The sequence below is a fragment of the Streptomyces sp. NPDC001832 genome (assembly GCF_040297265.1).
Taxonomy (GTDB): domain Bacteria; phylum Actinomycetota; class Actinomycetes; order Streptomycetales; family Streptomycetaceae; genus Streptomyces.
This window is the reverse complement of sequence record NZ_JBEOYU010000003.1, coordinates 72,905-87,419: the sequence shown is the minus strand read 5'-3', so window position 1 is coordinate 87,419 and position 14,515 is coordinate 72,905. Positions and strand designations below refer to the sequence as shown.

Genomic DNA, 14,515 nt, shown 5'->3' with positions numbered 1-14,515 from the left:
CATTGTTCAACTTTTGGGACCCCCCTGTGCACCACGAATGCCGTTGACGCACCCCGGTCCGATTCCTACGGTTACCCATAGGATTCCTTCGGCACCGGGAGCGCACATGAGCGGCATCGAGCAGGCGAGGAAGACGGCGGAAGGGCTCCAGCATTCCGCCGGGTTCGGCAATCAGCACAGCTCGGAGGCGGTGCCGGGAGCGCTGCCGCACGGCCGCAACTCACCTCAGCGCGCGCCCCTCGGGCTCTATGCGGAGCAGCTGAGCGGCTCGGCGTTCACCGAACCGCGGGTGCACAACCGCCGTTCCTGGCTCTACCGGATCCGCCCGTCGGCCGCTCATCCCCCGTTCGTCCGTATCGACAACGGCGCGTTGCGCACCGCCCCGTTCACCGAATCCGTACCCGACCCCAACCGGCTGCGCTGGGATCCACTCCCCGAGCCCGCGGCCGGGACGGACTTTCTGGCCGGCCTGTGGACCCTCGGCGGCAACGGCGACGCGACGCAGCGCGCCGGCATGGCCGTGCACCTCTACCACGCCAACTCATCCATGACCGACCGAGTGTTCAGTGACTCGGACGGCGAGCTGCTGATCGTCCCGGAGCGGGGCGGCCTGCTGCTCCGTACCGAACTGGGCCTGCTGCACGCGCAACCGGGACACATCGCACTGATCCCGCGCGGCGTCCGTTTCCGCGTGGAGCTGCTGGACGCCACCGCCCGCGGCTATGTCTGCGAGAACTACGGCCAGCCGTTCACCCTTCCCGACCTCGGCCCGATCGGCGCCAATGGCCTCGCGAACGCCCGGGACTTCCTCGCCCCGGTCGCCGCGTACGAGGACGGCGACCGCCCGGTGCAGGTGGTCAACAAGTTCTGTGGGAACCTCTGGTCCGCGACCTATGACCATTCGCCACTCGATGTGGTCGCCTGGCACGGCAACCACACTCCGTACGTCTACGACCTGCATCGCTTCAATGTCATCGGCTCGATCAGCTACGACCACCCCGACCCGTCCATCTTCACGGTGCTGACCTCGCCGTCCGACACCCCTGGCCTGGCCGGCGTCGACTTCGTCGTCTTCGCACCGCGCTGGCTGGTCGGTGAGGACACCTTCCGGCCACCGTACTTCCACCGCAATGTGATGAGCGAGTACATGGGCCTGATCGAGGGGGCGTACGACGCGAAGACGGCCGGCAAGGGCGGCTTCGTCCCGGGCGGCGGCTCGCTGCACAACATGATGTCGGCACACGGCCCGGACCGGGAGACCTTCGACCGGGCGAGCGAGGCGGAGCTGAAGCCGCAGAAGATCGACGACGGTCTCGCTTTCATGTTCGAGACCCGCTGGCCGGTGACGGCGACCAGGCAGGCGGCGAGCGCCGACCATCTGCAGCGTGGTTACGACGACGTGTGGCAGGGTCTGAGCCGCAACTTCAGGCCGTAGGCAACGACGCCGCTTCCCGGCCCCCGCGTCGTCGCGTCCGCCGTGTCGCAGTACGGAGAGACCAGGTGAACCAGGTGCCCCAGATGCCCAAGATGTCCCAGGGGCACGCCTTCGCCCCCGATTCGCTGGTCCTGAACCGCAAACTACCGCTGTGGTACCAGGTCTCGCAGTCGTTGCGCGCCTCGATACTGGGCCGAGCCAAGGACGCATCGGCGCGGCTGCCGACCGAGGAACAGCTCGCCGCGCACTACGGCGTCAGCGTCCTGACGATGCGCCAGGCGCTCAAGGAGCTGGAGGCGGAAGGGCTGATCAGCAGGCACCGGCGGCGCGGCACCTTCATCGAACCGCGCGCCCGCCGGGTGTCACCGGTCCGGCTGCTGGGCTCGATCGATGCGATCGTGGCCCAGCAGTCGGGCGAGCGGACCGTGGTCCTCGGCCATGGTCCGCTCGCCGTGCCGGGAGACCTCACCGAATACTTCCCCGACTGCGCGGAGGTCGTCAGCTACCGCCGGCTGCGCCGCGACAGGGAGAGCGACGAGCCCACCAACTGGGCGGAGAACGCGGTGGATCCCGAGGTCGCGGCCCGGCTCGATGTCCGCGATCTCGAACGCTGGCCGATGACCAAGGTGTTGCGCGACCGGGTCGGTGTCCGGATCGCGCGCATCACCGACACGGTCGAGGCGCGCCTCGCCGACCCGGCCACCGCCGAACTCCTCCAGGTACCGCTGCTGAGCCCGATCCTCTTCTACACGGGCGTGACGTACGACGAGAACGGCCGGGTGGTGGATGTGGCGCAGATCCGCTACCGGGGCGACCGGTTCTCCTTCTCGGTGACGGTGGAGGCGCACTGACGGCCCGCGCCCTACCGGTCGAAGGAGTCCAGCACCCGCTCGAGCGCCCGGTCGAAGACGCCGTCCAGATCGATCGGCCCGGGGTCCTCGGCGAATCCCGCCGCCATCCGCGGATACTTCCCGGTGGTGATCTGGCTGATCAGATAGTTGGTGCGCGCGGCGTGCTCCTGCTCCTCGGACCAGGGCAGCGACCGGCTGCGCTCCGCCGTGGCGATCTCGTTGGCCACATAGGTGGTGACCACGCCGTTGACCATGGCGATGAGTTCCATCTTCTCGCCGAACCGTGCGTCGACCCCGTCCAGGCAGCTGAGCGCGTACTCCAGGTACCGCAGGGTGTTCGGGCTGAAGCCGTACACGGGTGACATCAGCCGGGGCACCCAGGTGTGGCGGTGCATCATCTCGCGGGCCTGATGGGCCAGCGAGATGAGATCGGCGCGCCAGTCGCCGGACGGCTCCGGGAACTCGTACCCGCCGCTGACCGCGTCGAGCATCAGCTCGTACAGGTCCTCCTTGCGCGGCACGTAGTTGTAGAGCGACATCGTGCCGCAGCCGAGCTCAGCCGCCACCTTCCGCATGGACACCGCGTCGAGGCCCTCCGCATCGGCGATACGGACGGCGGCCGCCGCGATGTCGGCGCGACTGAACGCGGGCCTGGGGCCGCGGCCCGCACGCTCGGGGCGCGCCCAGATCACTTCGGGTACAGCGGGTCGCCCCACCATTGATCATCACCTCTTCCACCATCGTAGTTACGTACACCGTACGTAGTGCGGTACGGTGGGCCGCATGACAACTACGTACGCTGTACTTAGTGAAGGTCTGGAGAAGCGCTACGGCGATGTCCACGCCCTGGACGGGCTCGATCTCGCGGTCGCCGAGGGCGCCGTCTGCGGAGTACTGGGGCCGAACGGCGCGGGCAAGACCACCGCCGTCCGGGTCTTCACCACGTTGACCGTCCCGGACGGCGGAAGCGCCCGGGTCGCGGGCCACGACGTGGTGCGCGAGGCGGGCGCGGTACGCGCGGCGATCGGCGTCACCGGGCAGAACGCCTCGGTCGACGGCGAGCTGTCCGGCCGGCAGAACCTGCGGCTCTTCGCCAAGCTGCTCCGGTTCCGCGGCGAGGCCGCGCGCAGCCGCGCCGACGAGCTCCTGGAGCGCTTCGAGCTGACAGAGGCCGCCGACCGCCCGGCCCGCACCTACTCGGGCGGCATGCGCCGCCGTCTCGACCTCGCCGCCAGCCTGCTGACCCGCCCGCGGGTGCTGTTCCTGGACGAGCCGACCACCGGACTCGACCCGCACAGCCGCAACCAGATCTGGGCGGCGGTACGGGAATTGGCCGGCCGGGGCACGACGGTCCTGCTGACCACGCAGTATCTGGAGGAAGCCGATCAGCTGGCCGACGACATCGTGCTGATCGACCGGGGCCGGGCCGCCCACCGCGGCGCCCCCTCCGAGCTGAAGGCCCGCATCGGCAGCTACGCCGAAGTGGTCGTCTCACACGAATCGGCGCTGGTACCGGCGGCAGGCGTCCTCGATCAGCTCACCGGCACCGAACCGGTACTCGACCGCGAGCGCCGCACCGTGGGCGCCGTCGCGACCGACACCACGCTCACCCTCCCCCGTATCGTCCGCGAACTCGACGCGGCGGGAGTACCGGTGATCGACGCGAGCCTGCGCCCGCCGACGCTCGACGAGGTCTTCCTCCGCCTGACCGGCCGCGGCGACCGCCGCACCTCCCCGCCCCTGAAGGAGACGGCAGCATGAGCAGCACCGCACTGGTCCACGAGCAGTCTGTCCCGCCCGCCACAAGCACCCCGATCGCCGATGCTCTGGCCATGCTGGGCCGTCATCTGCAGCGGATCAAGGCGGCGCCGGGCGTCGTGATCCTGACCCAGACCATGCCGATCACCATGCTGCTGTTCTTCGGGTACGTCTTCGGCAGCGCACTGGCCATGCCGGGCCAGGAGTACCGCGCGTTCCTGATGCCGGGCCTGCTGGCGTCCACGGCGGCCAACGGCATCATGGTCGGGATGTTCCAGGCCTCGCAGGACTGTCACCGCGGGGTGATGGACCGGCTCCGTACGCTGCCGATGAGCCGGGCCGCCGTACCGTTCGGCCAGACCGTCGCCGATCTGCTGACCACGGCCATCGGCATGATTCCGCTGATCCTGGCCGGACTCGCGGTCGGCTGGCGGATCGAGGGCGGCCCGCTCGCCGCCCTGGGCGCCTTCGGGCTGCTGCTGCTCCTCCGGTTCGCCACGTCATGGCTGGGCTGCTGGCTGGGCCTGCTGATCCGCAACGAGGAGATCGCCGGCCAGCTGGGCAGTGCCACCTTCATCCTGCCGCTGCTGTCCAGCGCGTACATCCCGACCGACAACCTGCCCGGCTGGCTGCGGACGGTCGCCGAGTGGAACCCGATCAGCGCCATGGCCTCGGCCACCCGCCAACTGTTCGGCAACGCGTCCCCGGCCGCCGACGCGGCCTGGCCGGTCGCCCACCCGGTGGCCGGGACACTCGCCTGGTCGGTGGCGCTCCTCACGGTGTTCGTGCCGCTGTCCGTACGGCGCTACGCGCGCGGCGGCGAGTGACCGCCACCGTGGGCAGCGCTCACCGGGGCAGCCTGGCGGGCCGGTGAGCGCACCAAAGCGCTGCTGTGAGCCCTGGGGATGACGGGAGAGCGGACAGCAGCGCAGCGCCGGAACGGTGTGATCGCCTGCACGGCCCCGAGCGGGGGGCCTGGGCGACGGCCCCTGGCCGGGGAGCCCGGGCGGTGAACCGAAGCGCGGTCGAGACGGGCCGTGGGGTCAGTGCCGGCTGCCGAGGAGCGAGCGTCGCAGTCGCCGCAGCGGCGCGAAGAGCGAGACCCGCGCACTCTTGCTCCGATGGCTGTGGGCGGCATCGCGCGAGGTGAGCTCACGCATCAGCCGTGTCGCCTCCGCGGCCTCCCGCTGCGGGACGGCAGGGCCGCCGAGCACCGCGAGATGGCGGTCCAGGCGCGAACTTGTCGCACTGCTCCCGCATGTGACGGCAGGCACACGCGGCCTGCTGCGCATCGTTATCTGTTCCATGTCACTCCCCACCCGTACGAGGGCACCCGGCCCGGGCAGGTTAACCCTATCCCCCCGCAACAACACCCGTGTATCCCGGTCACGGGATTGAGCACACACATACGGAGGTTGACGGTCGGCATCCGAATACACCCGATTCCAGGGCGAGTTGGACAGAAAGGAAGCGGTTCGCCCGGAGTGGATCGCCCCAGTGCCGGACGGAGACCCCTGCGGACAGTGGCCTCCTACCCGTCAGACAACCGAACGGGCCCGGCTCATCCACTGGGCTGGACGTCAGGCGGCCGAATTGAGGCCGGGCAGGTAGCCGCCCGACTGTCCGGCTGCGGTGGGGTGGTACGACTCACCGACGTTGAGCCAGTTGAGGCTGTGCAGCCAGGCGCTTCCGGAGCAGATCTCGTGCCCGGTGAAGTTCCCCGTGACGTCGGCGAAGGTAAAGCCGTGGTCGGCGGCGCGCTTGGCGGTCGCCGAGTTGAGGTAGTCGGCGGCGTCGTTGATCGCGGTGCGCACCTTGTCGCTCAGGCCGACGACACAGCTGCCGCCGATCTTGTAGAAGCGCGGGTAGCCGAGGACGACGACATGAGCGGACGGCGCCTTGGTACGGATCGCCGAGTACACCGAGTCGAGGTTGCCGGGCAGGGTGGTGTCGACATAGCTGCGAGCCGTGGCGATCCGGCTGAGGCAGGTGGCCTCCGACTGGACGACGCAGGTGGTCATGACGTCCGAGAAGCCCGCGTCATTGCCGCCGATGGAGATCGAGACAAGGTCGGTCGAGGCACTGAGGGGTCCGAGCTGGTTGGCCTTGACATCACCCGTACGAGCACCCGAGCAAGCGGTGAAGCCGAAGGACGAGGGCGAGTTGGCGTTGGCCCAGAGTACGGGGTAGGCCTTGGTGCTGCGCTTGCAGTCACCGCTGGCACTGTCGTAACTGCCGGATCCGAGGCCTGAGGAGTACGAGTCGCCGAGGGCGACGTAGTCGACGGCCTGAACAGACTGTGCGGCGTTGGCGGTGGCCGCTCCGGTCAGAGCAAGTACGGCACCGAGCAGGAGTGAGGACGAGAACGCCGCGAGTCTGGACATTTTCATGGAACCTCCCTTGGACCGACCGGCAGCATCTCCGCCTGGTCTGCCGTGTCTGTGGTAGCAGCAGCCGCACCCCCACCGGAAGTGTCCATGCCAAGTTGGTCCAATGAATTCTCCTGCGTGCCCCACTGAGGTTGCGTCATGTCCGCCGTCTGCCCACCGAAAGCAGGAAGGAAGGTACCGAAACCTGGGTGCGCCGGGTGCCCCCTTGCCGGATCATGGGCGTCATGTCTGCCAACCCTGAGTCCGCTCTGCCGATCCGGCTCACCGTCGACGACAGCGATTCCCCGTCCGACGTCGTAGACGCGCTGTTCCTCGGCCGCTTCGCGACGGGCGAGCAGCCGTACTCGCACAGTTCCTCCCTCGACCGCGTCAAAGCCGGGGCCGGCTTGCTGCCCCCGGCCGCCAAGGTGCTGCGCACCGCCCGCGACGACGACCGCAGCGCCACGCTCGCCGAGGGAGACGGCTGGACGCTGCTCATCTCGCGGTGGAACCGCGGCGCCGATGTCACCGTCACCGCGACCAGCCCGGAGCTGGCGCAGAAGATCCTCGGCCAGGCGACGGACGGCGCCCAGGACGAACCGGAACCGCAGCCCGAGAATGTGACGATGGGCTTTTGGTACGTGTCCCCGCGCCGCGGCCCGTACCGCACCACCCGGCAGATCGCCGCCGGTACGTGGGACGAGGTCCGCGGCAACTACACGGCACCGGTGGCCGACGCCATGGACCGGCTGATGAAGGTCACGCCCGACGACATCGCCGGCCGGCTGCTTCTGCTGCACGGCCCGCCCGGAACCGGCAAGACGTCCGCACTGCGCACGCTCGCACGCTCGTGGCGGGACTGGTGCCAGGTCGACTGCGTGCTCGATCCGGAGCGGCTGTTCAACGACGTCGGCTACCTGATGGACATCGCCATCGGTGAAGACGACGGCACGGCGAAGGGCCGTTGGCGGCTGCTGCTCCTGGAGGACTGCGACGAGTTGATCCGCGGCGAGGCCAAGCACACGGCGGGCCAGGCGCTGTCCCGGCTGCTGAACCTCACCGACGGGCTGCTGGGACAGGGCCGCAATGTGCTGGTGGGCGTCACCACCAACGAGGACCTGGAACGGCTCCACCCGGCCGTGGTCAGACCCGGCCGCTGCCTCGCCAGAATCGAAGTGGGCGCACTGACCCGCAAGGAGGCGGCGGCCTGGCTGGGTACGGAGGAAGGGCTCGGCCGCGAGGGCGCCACGCTCGCCGAGCTGTACGCGCTGCGGCGCGGCAGCAGTCCCACGTCAGTGCCCAAGCAGGATTCCGGCGCGGACGCGGGCTTGTACCTCTGAAAGGCTGTCGGGTGACCTCTGAGCCCAGCAGAGCCAAGCCCGTCCGGCGCTTGAGGATGTCCTGCCCGCGGATCAGTCGCCGATCGCCTGAGCGCTCCTGTGTTGGGCTGGGAAATCCGTCCCGGCCACCGACTCATCGCGCCGCGTACGCCGCCCGTACCGCGTCCTCGGCCAGGGACAGCGCCTCGTCCCGGGACAGGCCCAGTCGCCGGGCCTGCTCCGCGTATTCCTGCGCCGCAGCGGCCGCATGCCGCTCCGCCGCATCACCGGCGGCGGCGATGAACGTACCATTGCGGCCCCGGGTCTCGATCACCCCGTCGGTCTCCAGCGCCCGGTATGCCTTGGCGACGGTGTTTGCGGCGAGGCCGAGCTGCTCGGCGAAGCCGCGTACGGTCGGAAGTCTGAAACCGACGGGCAGCGCGCCGGAGCGGGCCAGTTCGGAGATCTGCGTCCGCAGTTGCTCGTACGGGGCGGTACTGGCATCCGGATCAAGGGCAATCTTCAGGGTCACGCGCCGATTGTCCCCCACCGCCGGAAAATTCAGCGGCGCCCCGTGCGGGAGCACACGTAACGTCAGGCCCATGACCGTCCTCGTTCGCGACTTCCTGCCCGCCGACGCAGAGGCCTGGGTGCAGGTCCGGCGTGCCGCACTGCCCTATATGGTGACGACTCCCGATCAGGCCGCCTTCGATCTGACCTCCGCCCATCCCGACAAGCGCTACCGGCTGCTGGTCGCCGAGGAGGACGGTGAGCTCATCGGGACCGCACAGGTCGGTCTCGTCCACGACAGCCCCGAACCCGGCCAGGCGTTCTGCAATCCGTACACACATCCGAGCCGCACCGGGCGCGGGGCAGGCGGGTTGCTGCTGAGCACGGCCGAGGAGTACCTGGCGCGGGAGGGCGCGCTCGCGCTCTACACCTGGGTGCTCGACACCCCGTCGAACCGCGCCTTCGCCGAGAAGCGCGGTTATGCGCCGAGCCGCTCGGCTCACTTCCTCCACCTCGATCTGGCGGGCGGCTCGCTGCCGCCCCGTCAGGAAATACCGGCGGACGTCGAGCTGCGTACCGCCGCGGACTTCGCGGACGATCCGCGCCCGCTCTTCGAGGCGGACGCCGAGACCACGGCCGACGAGCCGAGCGACACCCCGGCCGAACTGTCCGACTACGAGGACTGGCTCAACCAGATCTGGCGCCGCCCCGGGTTCGACCACGAGTTGACTTCGGTCGTGGTGGTCGAAGGGGAAGTGGCGGCGTTCAGCGCGGCGCAGACCGACGGTCTGACCCGCTACATGTCGGGAATGACCGGAACCCGCCGGGCGTACCGCAACCGGGGTCTGGCCAGACTCGCGAAGAACGACTCGCTGCACCGGGCGCGCGCCGCCGGGTACACGGACGCGTACACCGGCAATGACGCGGACAACGGTCCGATGCTGGCGGTCAATCGATGGTTCGGCTACGAGATCTGTGCCACGGAGGTGCGGTATGTCCGCAAGCTCGGCTGAGACCACGCTGGTGGTCACCCTGGTGAAGGCCGGGCGGACCAAGATCTGCTACCCGGCGGATGTGGTCCGCGACGACGGCACCCGGGTGACGGTGCGTGCGCCCTGGGCGGCGCCGGGTGTCCGTGACTTCGGCTTCGTACGATTCGAGCCGGGCGATGTGTTCACCGAGCACTACTGGCGCGACCTCTGGTTCGCCGTGAAGGAGGTCCGTACCGGCGCGGGCGAACTCAAGGGCTGGTACTGCGACATCACCCGCCCTGCCGTGCTGCGGGACGCGGAGCTTCTGGTCGAGGACCTGGATCTCGATCTGTGGGTGTCGGCGGATGGTTCGTCCGTACTCCGGCTGGACGAGGACGAGTTCGAGGAGAGCGGTCTCGCCGAACGCGATCCGGCGGCGGCAGAGGCGGCCCGCCGGGCGCTGGACGAACTGGAACACCTGGCCCGCACGGACGGCCTCGCGACGCTGCTGGCCCCCTGATCGTCGGAACGCAGCTCTCGTGATGACCAGTTGATCTACAGTTCTCAGGTCAGTTCCCCACCTGGTGACCTGAGAAGGAATTACGGATTATGCCCACTGAGACGTTCGAGTTTCAGGTGGAAGCGCGTCAGCTTCTACAGATGATGATCCACTCGATCTACTCGAACAAGGACGTGTTCCTGCGCGAACTCGTCTCCAACGCCTCCGACGCGCTCGACAAGTTGCGGCTCGAAGCACTCCGCGACGACTCGCTCGGCGCGGACGTGTCCGACCTCCACATCGACATCGAGACCGACAAGCAGGCCCGTACGCTGACCGTGCGGGACAACGGCATCGGGATGTCGCACGACGAAGTGGTCCAGCTCATCGGGACCATCGCGAACTCGGGCACAGCGAAGTTCCTGCGGGAGCTCAAGGAGGCCGAGGACAGCGCCGCGGCCGAAGGGCTGATCGGCCAGTTCGGGGTCGGGTTCTACTCCAGCTTCATGGTGGCCGACGAGGTCACGCTGCTGACCCGGCGCGCGGGCGAGAGCCAGGGCACCCGCTGGACGTCGACCGGCGAGGGCACGTACACGATCGAGACCGTCGACGGCGCCCCCCAGGGCACCGCGGTCACCCTCCGGCTCAAGCCGGAGGACGCCGATGACCGGCTCTACGACTACACCTCTGCCTGGAAGATCAGGGAGATCGTCAAGCGGTACTCGGACTTCATCACCTGGCCCGTCAGGATGGCCCCGGAAGCCGCAGCCGACGACGCCGTGGGCACGGAAGCCGCAGCCGACGACGCCCCGCGCGAACCCGAGACCCTCAACTCGATGAAGGCCCTCTGGGCCCGCTCGCGCGACGAGGTCACGGACGACGAGTACCACGAGCTGTACAAGCACATCAGCCACGACTGGATCGCCCCGCTCGAAACCATCCGGCTGCAGGCGGAGGGCACTTTCGAGTACCAGGCGCTGCTCTTCATCCCGTCGCACGCGCCCCAGGACCTGTTCATGCAGGGGTACAAGCGTGGCATCCAGCTCTATGTGAAGCGCGTCTTCATCATGGACGACTGCGAAGCGCTCATGCCGCCATACCTGCGCTTCGTCAAGGGCGTCGTGGACGCGCAGGACCTGTCGCTCAATGTGTCGCGTGAGATCCTCCAGCAGGACCGCCAGATCCAGTTGATGCACCGGCGACTGGCGAAAAAGGTGCTGTCGACGGTCAAGGACATGATGTCCGCCGATCCGGAGCGCTACGCCACGTTCTGGCGGGAGTTCGGCCGCGTCCTCAAGGAGGGGCTGCTGAGCGACTTCGAGAACCGCGACGCCATCCTCGGCGTCGCCTCCTTCGCCACAACCCACGACAAGGACGAGCCGACCACTCTGCGACAGTACGTGGAGCGGATGAAGGACGGCCAGGAGCACATCTACTACCTCACGGGTGAGTCCCGGCAGGCGATCGAGAACTCCCCGCACATGGAGGCGTTCCGGGCCAAGGGCGTCGAGGTGCTGCTGCTGACCGATCCCGTCGACGAGGTGTGGGTCGAGGCGGAACCCGAGTTCGAAGGCAAGAAGCTGCGGTCCGTCGCCAAGGGCGAGGTCGACCTCGGTACCGAGGAGGAGAAGAAGGAGGCCGCGACCGAGCGCGAGAACCGGCAGCAGGAGTACGCGGATCTGCTCTCCTGGATGACGGACCAGCTGAGCGAGACCGTCAAGGAGGTGCGGCTCTCCTCGCGCCTCACCGTCTCACCCGCCTGCATCGTCTCGGACACGCACGATGTGACGCCGGCCCTGGAAAACATGTACCGCGCCATGGGTCAGCCCGTGCCTCACGTGAAGCGCATCCTCGAACTCAACCCGGAGCACCCGCTGGTCAGCGGCCTCAACCGGGCGCACGCCGAACGCGGTGAGGATGCCGGCACCGGACTGGAGGAGACGGCCGGACTCCTCCACGACCTGGCGCTGCTGGCCGAGGGCGGCGAACTGGGCGACCCGTCGCGTTTCGTCAGACTGATGGCCGACCGCCTTGAGCGCACCCTTTGAGTGAAGGCCGCAACTCCTGGCCCTGGGGCCCGTCCGGCGGATCAGGGTCGGGCGTCCCGGCGCCGCGCCCATGCATCGGTGTGCGGCGCCGGGTCCTCCGGCGCCGGGCGGGCCTGCTGGAATCCGGCGACCAGCTCCACCTCGTACCCCGCCGCGTCCTCCAGATAAGCGGCGATGTGACCGTTCCCGCCCCCGTGCGGGTAACGGTCCGGGAAGAGCGGCTGCCAGCCGTGCTCCGGGGCCCTGGCCACCAGTGCGTCGAGGGTGGCCCGGTCCCGGACATGGAACGCCAGGTGGTTGAGCCCGGGGCGGCGGCGGTCGTGCGCCCCCCCGGTCAGGTCGGGTGACTGCTCAACCACCACATAGCTGTCGCCGCGCCGCCAGCTCCGCCCGTGTTCCCAGCGCTGGTACGGGACATGGCCCAGCTCGCCGAGCAGCCAGCCCCACCCCTGCTCGGCCGCCGGAAGATCGGGCACCCACAGTTCGATGTGGTGCACCCCCCCGGTACGGGCCCCGCCGGCCGGCAGCGGGACGGCGCGGCGGATCGCGTGCGGCTGGTACGCCACGGTGTCGCCGTCCTCGTGCCAGTGAATCAGGAAGTGCTCCCCCGCGCGGTAGCCGTCGAGTCCCGCTCTGCAGTAGGCGACGATGTCGTCCGGAAGGGCGTCCAGCGGAAACCACGCCAGCTCGGAGCACTTGTCCGGTTCGCGGTTGTACGGCGGGCGGCCGGGGTCGTACTCCGCCTCGAAGAACCAGCCGGTCCTGGGACTGCCACCGGGGCCTCGGTGCTGCATGACCAGAGCGACCCGCAGCTCGTCCGGGCCGAGTTCGACACCGATCTCCTCGGCTGCCTCACGGATCATCGCCTCGCGGACGTCCTCACCGTCCTCGACATGTCCGGACGGGCCGTTGAACAGCCCGTCCGCGTACCCGGTATTGGCCCGGCGGGCGAGCAGGACGTCCGGGCCGCGGCGGAGGATCAGATGCACATCCACGACCTCGGTGTGCCGCCGCGGCGGTTCGGCGCGGGCCACCAGGGCGTAGCGCTCATCGTCGACCTGCTTGCCCCACAGGGTCGGATCGCCGGAGAGCCGCTCGTGGTGGATGCGTTCGGTGAGCCCCGAGAGAAGTCCGGTCAGCCGCTCGGCGGAGAGGCCGACGCCGCCCCAGACGCCTTCGATCAGGATCAGGCGGCCGCCGGGCCGCAGCAGGGTGAACCAGTGGCGCAGGACCGCCGCCGGATCGGGCAGCAGAAATACGACGTGTCTGGCCATGATCACATCGAACTGCTGCTTTCCGACCGGTGGTTGGGCCGCATCGCCGAGAAGGACCCCGGTTCCCGTCCCGGCGAGCTTGGCCCGTGCCTGCTCCACCATGCGCGGCGACCGGTCGACGGCGGTGACCCGGTGTCCCTGCCCAGCGACGAGCAGCGCAAGGCTTCCGGTGCCGCATCCCAGGTCGAGTACCTCGGATCGCTCGCCGGGCAGCCAGCTCTCCAGTCGCTGCGCCCAGGCGTGCCGGACCACCGGGTCGAGCAGCCCGTGGTCGGGCTCGTCGTCGAAGGAGTCGGCTGCGGAATCCCAGTCGATCGTCGTCATGATTCGATCGTGCCATCCGCCACTGACAGAGTCGATCAGCCGGCCGGCCGCTTGCGGTAGCGGAAGCGGTCGCATGCGCCGTCCACACGGCGCTGAAGCGCGGTCTGGCCGGGGGCGGACTACGCTACTTTCGAAACACGTCCTGGCCGAGGACCGAGGCGCAGGTGGTCGAGGTGGCGTGCGCCGGGTCCAGGGCGTTCGCCACCTCGTGGTAGGCGATCCGGTCCACGGTCCCGATCGCCACATGCTCGGACAGGTCGGCCGGGCACAGGTCCTGGAGGAGGACATTGCGTACGTTCGGCCCGTCCAGGTACTGGCTGCGGTACGGGGTCACGACCTCGTCGTACCTGGTCGCGATGACCGTGTAACGCACCCCGGGCACGGTGTCACCGCCCGCATTGAGCCTGGTGATGAACGGGGATCTGGCCATCTGGTCGGCGATGCCGGGGGTGTTGGCGTTCAGCAGATCCTCGGCGCCCGGGAAGTACGGCAGCAGCTTCGTCAGGCCGAGGAGGGTGGTGCCGTGGTTGTCGGGCGCGAGCCCGATCAGGGCGTTCACCTTGGCGGCACCACCGAGGAACTTCAGGTAGTAGTTGGGCATCATGCCGCCCTGGGAGTGGCCGACGATGTCGGCCTTGGGCGCCCCGGTGGCGGCGAGCACCTGGTCGACGAAGGCGGCGAGCTGGCCGGCTGATTCGTCGATCGGGCCGAGGCCGTTGAAGAACGGCACGCCCGGCAGTTGCCCGTAGTCGAGCGAGTAGACGCAGTAGCCCCGGTTGACCAGGTACGGGGCGAGGACGAGCCAGTTGTCGACCGAGTTCCCGAAGGTCCCATGGACCAGGACGACCGGGCGGGGGTGGGCTGCGGAAGGTTTGCAGGAGTAGTCGTTCCAGGCACGGGAGGTGGCTGTGGCGGCGGTGGGGGTGGCTGCGGTCGCGGTCGCCGTGGGGGCGGCGAGCGCTGCGACGGCGAGGAGCAGTGCGGCGAGTGTTCTCCGCGCACGTGGGGTGCGTGGCGCACGTTTCCAGGGCAGCATCGTGTGATCTCCTTGCGGCTCAAGGGAGTTGCGATGTCAATGCACCCTGCGGCCCGGACCACAAGTCTTCCGTGCTGACTTTCTGTGTACGCATGCCAAATTACGCGCGAGTAAGGTAGTG

General features: G+C 69.0%; 14 protein-coding genes. 8 read left to right on the top strand and 6 right to left on the bottom strand.

The genetic code is table 11. The features are described 5' to 3' along the window. The first annotated feature begins 106 nt into the window (after positions 1-106). Both hmgA and ABT115_RS03980 read left to right on the top strand, forming a co-directional pair. A complete protein-coding gene (hmgA, locus tag ABT115_RS03985; protein WP_351783761.1) occupies positions 107-1,435 on the top strand; it encodes a homogentisate 1,2-dioxygenase in 1,329 nt (442 codons plus the stop codon). Between the two features lie 83 nt (positions 1,436-1,518). Next, positions 1,519-2,286 carry a GntR family transcriptional regulator gene (locus ABT115_RS03980; protein ID WP_351783759.1) on the top strand — a complete coding sequence of 256 codons (768 nt, stop codon included), beginning with the start codon at positions 1,519-1,521 and terminating at the stop codon, positions 2,284-2,286. Between the two features lie 11 nt (positions 2,287-2,297). Here the strand turns inward: ABT115_RS03980 and ABT115_RS03975 are convergent, their stop codons facing one another. Then, the gene (locus ABT115_RS03975) at positions 2,298-3,005 is read right to left on the bottom strand and encodes a TetR/AcrR family transcriptional regulator (protein WP_351783757.1); all 708 of its coding nucleotides are present in this window, start codon (positions 3,003-3,005) and stop codon (positions 2,298-2,300) included. 64 nt (positions 3,006-3,069) lie between these two features. Here ABT115_RS03975 and ABT115_RS03970 point away from each other — a divergent pair, with 64 nt between their 5' ends. Both ABT115_RS03970 and ABT115_RS03965 read left to right on the top strand, forming a co-directional pair. Beyond that, positions 3,070-4,047: an ATP-binding cassette domain-containing protein gene (locus ABT115_RS03970; RefSeq protein ID WP_351783755.1), complete on the top strand. Its 978-nt coding sequence runs from the start codon at positions 3,070-3,072 to the stop codon at positions 4,045-4,047. 71 nt (positions 4,048-4,118) lie between these two features. Then, complete coding sequence (locus ABT115_RS03965; RefSeq protein ID WP_351784047.1) at positions 4,119-4,871, top strand: ABC transporter permease; 753 nt, start codon at positions 4,119-4,121, stop codon at positions 4,869-4,871. A gap of 216 nt (positions 4,872-5,087) precedes the next feature. Here the strand turns inward: ABT115_RS03965 and ABT115_RS03960 are convergent, their stop codons facing one another. Together ABT115_RS03960 and ABT115_RS03955 are read right to left on the bottom strand one after the other, a co-directional pair. Next, positions 5,088-5,351: a hypothetical protein gene (locus ABT115_RS03960; protein ID WP_351783753.1), complete on the bottom strand. Its 264-nt coding sequence runs from the start codon at positions 5,349-5,351 to the stop codon at positions 5,088-5,090. Positions 5,352-5,624: 273 nt separating this feature from the next. Continuing rightward, the gene (locus tag ABT115_RS03955) at positions 5,625-6,434 is read right to left on the bottom strand and encodes an SGNH/GDSL hydrolase family protein (RefSeq protein ID WP_351783751.1); all 810 of its coding nucleotides are present in this window, start codon (positions 6,432-6,434) and stop codon (positions 5,625-5,627) included. A 224-nt stretch (positions 6,435-6,658) separates the two neighbouring features. Here ABT115_RS03955 and ABT115_RS03950 point away from each other — a divergent pair, with 224 nt between their 5' ends. After that, on the top strand, positions 6,659-7,753 hold the full coding sequence (locus tag ABT115_RS03950; protein ID WP_351783749.1) for a DUF5925 domain-containing protein: 1,095 nt from the start codon (positions 6,659-6,661) through the stop codon (positions 7,751-7,753). Positions 7,754-7,886: 133 nt separating this feature from the next. On the opposite strand, the gene ABT115_RS03945 is transcribed toward ABT115_RS03950, so the two are convergent. Further along, complete coding sequence (locus ABT115_RS03945; RefSeq protein ID WP_351783747.1) at positions 7,887-8,264, bottom strand: GntR family transcriptional regulator; 378 nt, start codon at positions 8,262-8,264, stop codon at positions 7,887-7,889. Between the two features lie 70 nt (positions 8,265-8,334). Between ABT115_RS03945 and ABT115_RS03940 the strand changes: the two genes are divergently transcribed. From ABT115_RS03940 to htpG, 3 genes are all read left to right on the top strand, one after another. Further along, positions 8,335-9,255, top strand: coding sequence for a GNAT family N-acetyltransferase (locus ABT115_RS03940; protein WP_351783745.1), 921 nt, complete (start codon positions 8,335-8,337; stop codon positions 9,253-9,255). Then, positions 9,236-9,733, top strand: a complete 498-nt coding sequence (locus ABT115_RS03935; RefSeq protein WP_351783744.1) for a ribonuclease FAU-1 family protein — start codon at positions 9,236-9,238, stop codon at positions 9,731-9,733. The genes ABT115_RS03940 and ABT115_RS03935 overlap by 20 nt, the downstream gene beginning before the upstream one ends. An 89-nt stretch (positions 9,734-9,822) precedes the next feature. Then, a complete protein-coding gene (gene htpG, locus ABT115_RS03930; RefSeq protein WP_351783742.1) occupies positions 9,823-11,760 on the top strand; it encodes a molecular chaperone HtpG in 1,938 nt (645 codons plus the stop codon). 41 nt (positions 11,761-11,801) lie between these two features. Here htpG and ABT115_RS03925 read toward each other — a convergent pair whose 3' ends face one another. Both ABT115_RS03925 and ABT115_RS03920 read right to left on the bottom strand, forming a co-directional pair. Then, on the bottom strand, positions 11,802-13,358 hold the full coding sequence (locus ABT115_RS03925) for a trifunctional class I SAM-dependent methyltransferase/NUDIX hydrolase/VOC family protein (protein WP_351783740.1): 1,557 nt from the start codon (positions 13,356-13,358) through the stop codon (positions 11,802-11,804). A gap of 124 nt (positions 13,359-13,482) precedes the next feature. Further along, complete coding sequence (locus ABT115_RS03920; protein ID WP_351783738.1) at positions 13,483-14,394, bottom strand: esterase/lipase family protein; 912 nt, start codon at positions 14,392-14,394, stop codon at positions 13,483-13,485. Between the last annotated feature and the right edge of the window lie 121 nt (positions 14,395-14,515).

What these genes read in the sequence shown, in the direction of transcription:
- ABT115_RS03965 (WP_351784047.1), top strand. Translation starts at nt 4,119, where the DNA reads ATGCTGGGCCGTCATCTGCAGCGGATCAAGGCGGCGCCGGGCGTCGTG.
- ABT115_RS03980 (WP_351783759.1), top strand. Translation starts at nt 1,519, where the DNA reads ATGCCCAAGATGTCCCAGGGGCACGCCTTCGCCCCCGATTCGCTGGTC.
- ABT115_RS03950 (WP_351783749.1), top strand. Translation starts at nt 6,659, where the DNA reads ATGTCTGCCAACCCTGAGTCCGCTCTGCCGATCCGGCTCACCGTCGAC.
- ABT115_RS03940 (WP_351783745.1), top strand. Translation starts at nt 8,335, where the DNA reads ATGACCGTCCTCGTTCGCGACTTCCTGCCCGCCGACGCAGAGGCCTGG.
- ABT115_RS03975 (WP_351783757.1), bottom strand. Translation starts at nt 3,005, where the DNA reads ATGGTGGGGCGACCCGCTGTACCCGAAGTGATCTGGGCGCGCCCCGAG.
- ABT115_RS03925 (WP_351783740.1), bottom strand. Translation starts at nt 13,358, where the DNA reads ATGACGACGATCGACTGGGATTCCGCAGCCGACTCCTTCGACGACGAG.
- ABT115_RS03935 (WP_351783744.1), top strand. Translation starts at nt 9,236, where the DNA reads ATGTCCGCAAGCTCGGCTGAGACCACGCTGGTGGTCACCCTGGTGAAG.
- ABT115_RS03970 (WP_351783755.1), top strand. Translation starts at nt 3,070, where the DNA reads ATGACAACTACGTACGCTGTACTTAGTGAAGGTCTGGAGAAGCGCTAC.
- ABT115_RS03920 (WP_351783738.1), bottom strand. Translation starts at nt 14,394, where the DNA reads ATGCTGCCCTGGAAACGTGCGCCACGCACCCCACGTGCGCGGAGAACA.
- ABT115_RS03955 (WP_351783751.1), bottom strand. Translation starts at nt 6,434, where the DNA reads ATGAAAATGTCCAGACTCGCGGCGTTCTCGTCCTCACTCCTGCTCGGT.
- htpG (WP_351783742.1), top strand. Translation starts at nt 9,823, where the DNA reads ATGCCCACTGAGACGTTCGAGTTTCAGGTGGAAGCGCGTCAGCTTCTA.
- hmgA (WP_351783761.1), top strand. Translation starts at nt 107, where the DNA reads ATGAGCGGCATCGAGCAGGCGAGGAAGACGGCGGAAGGGCTCCAGCAT.
- ABT115_RS03960 (WP_351783753.1), bottom strand. Translation starts at nt 5,351, where the DNA reads ATGGAACAGATAACGATGCGCAGCAGGCCGCGTGTGCCTGCCGTCACA.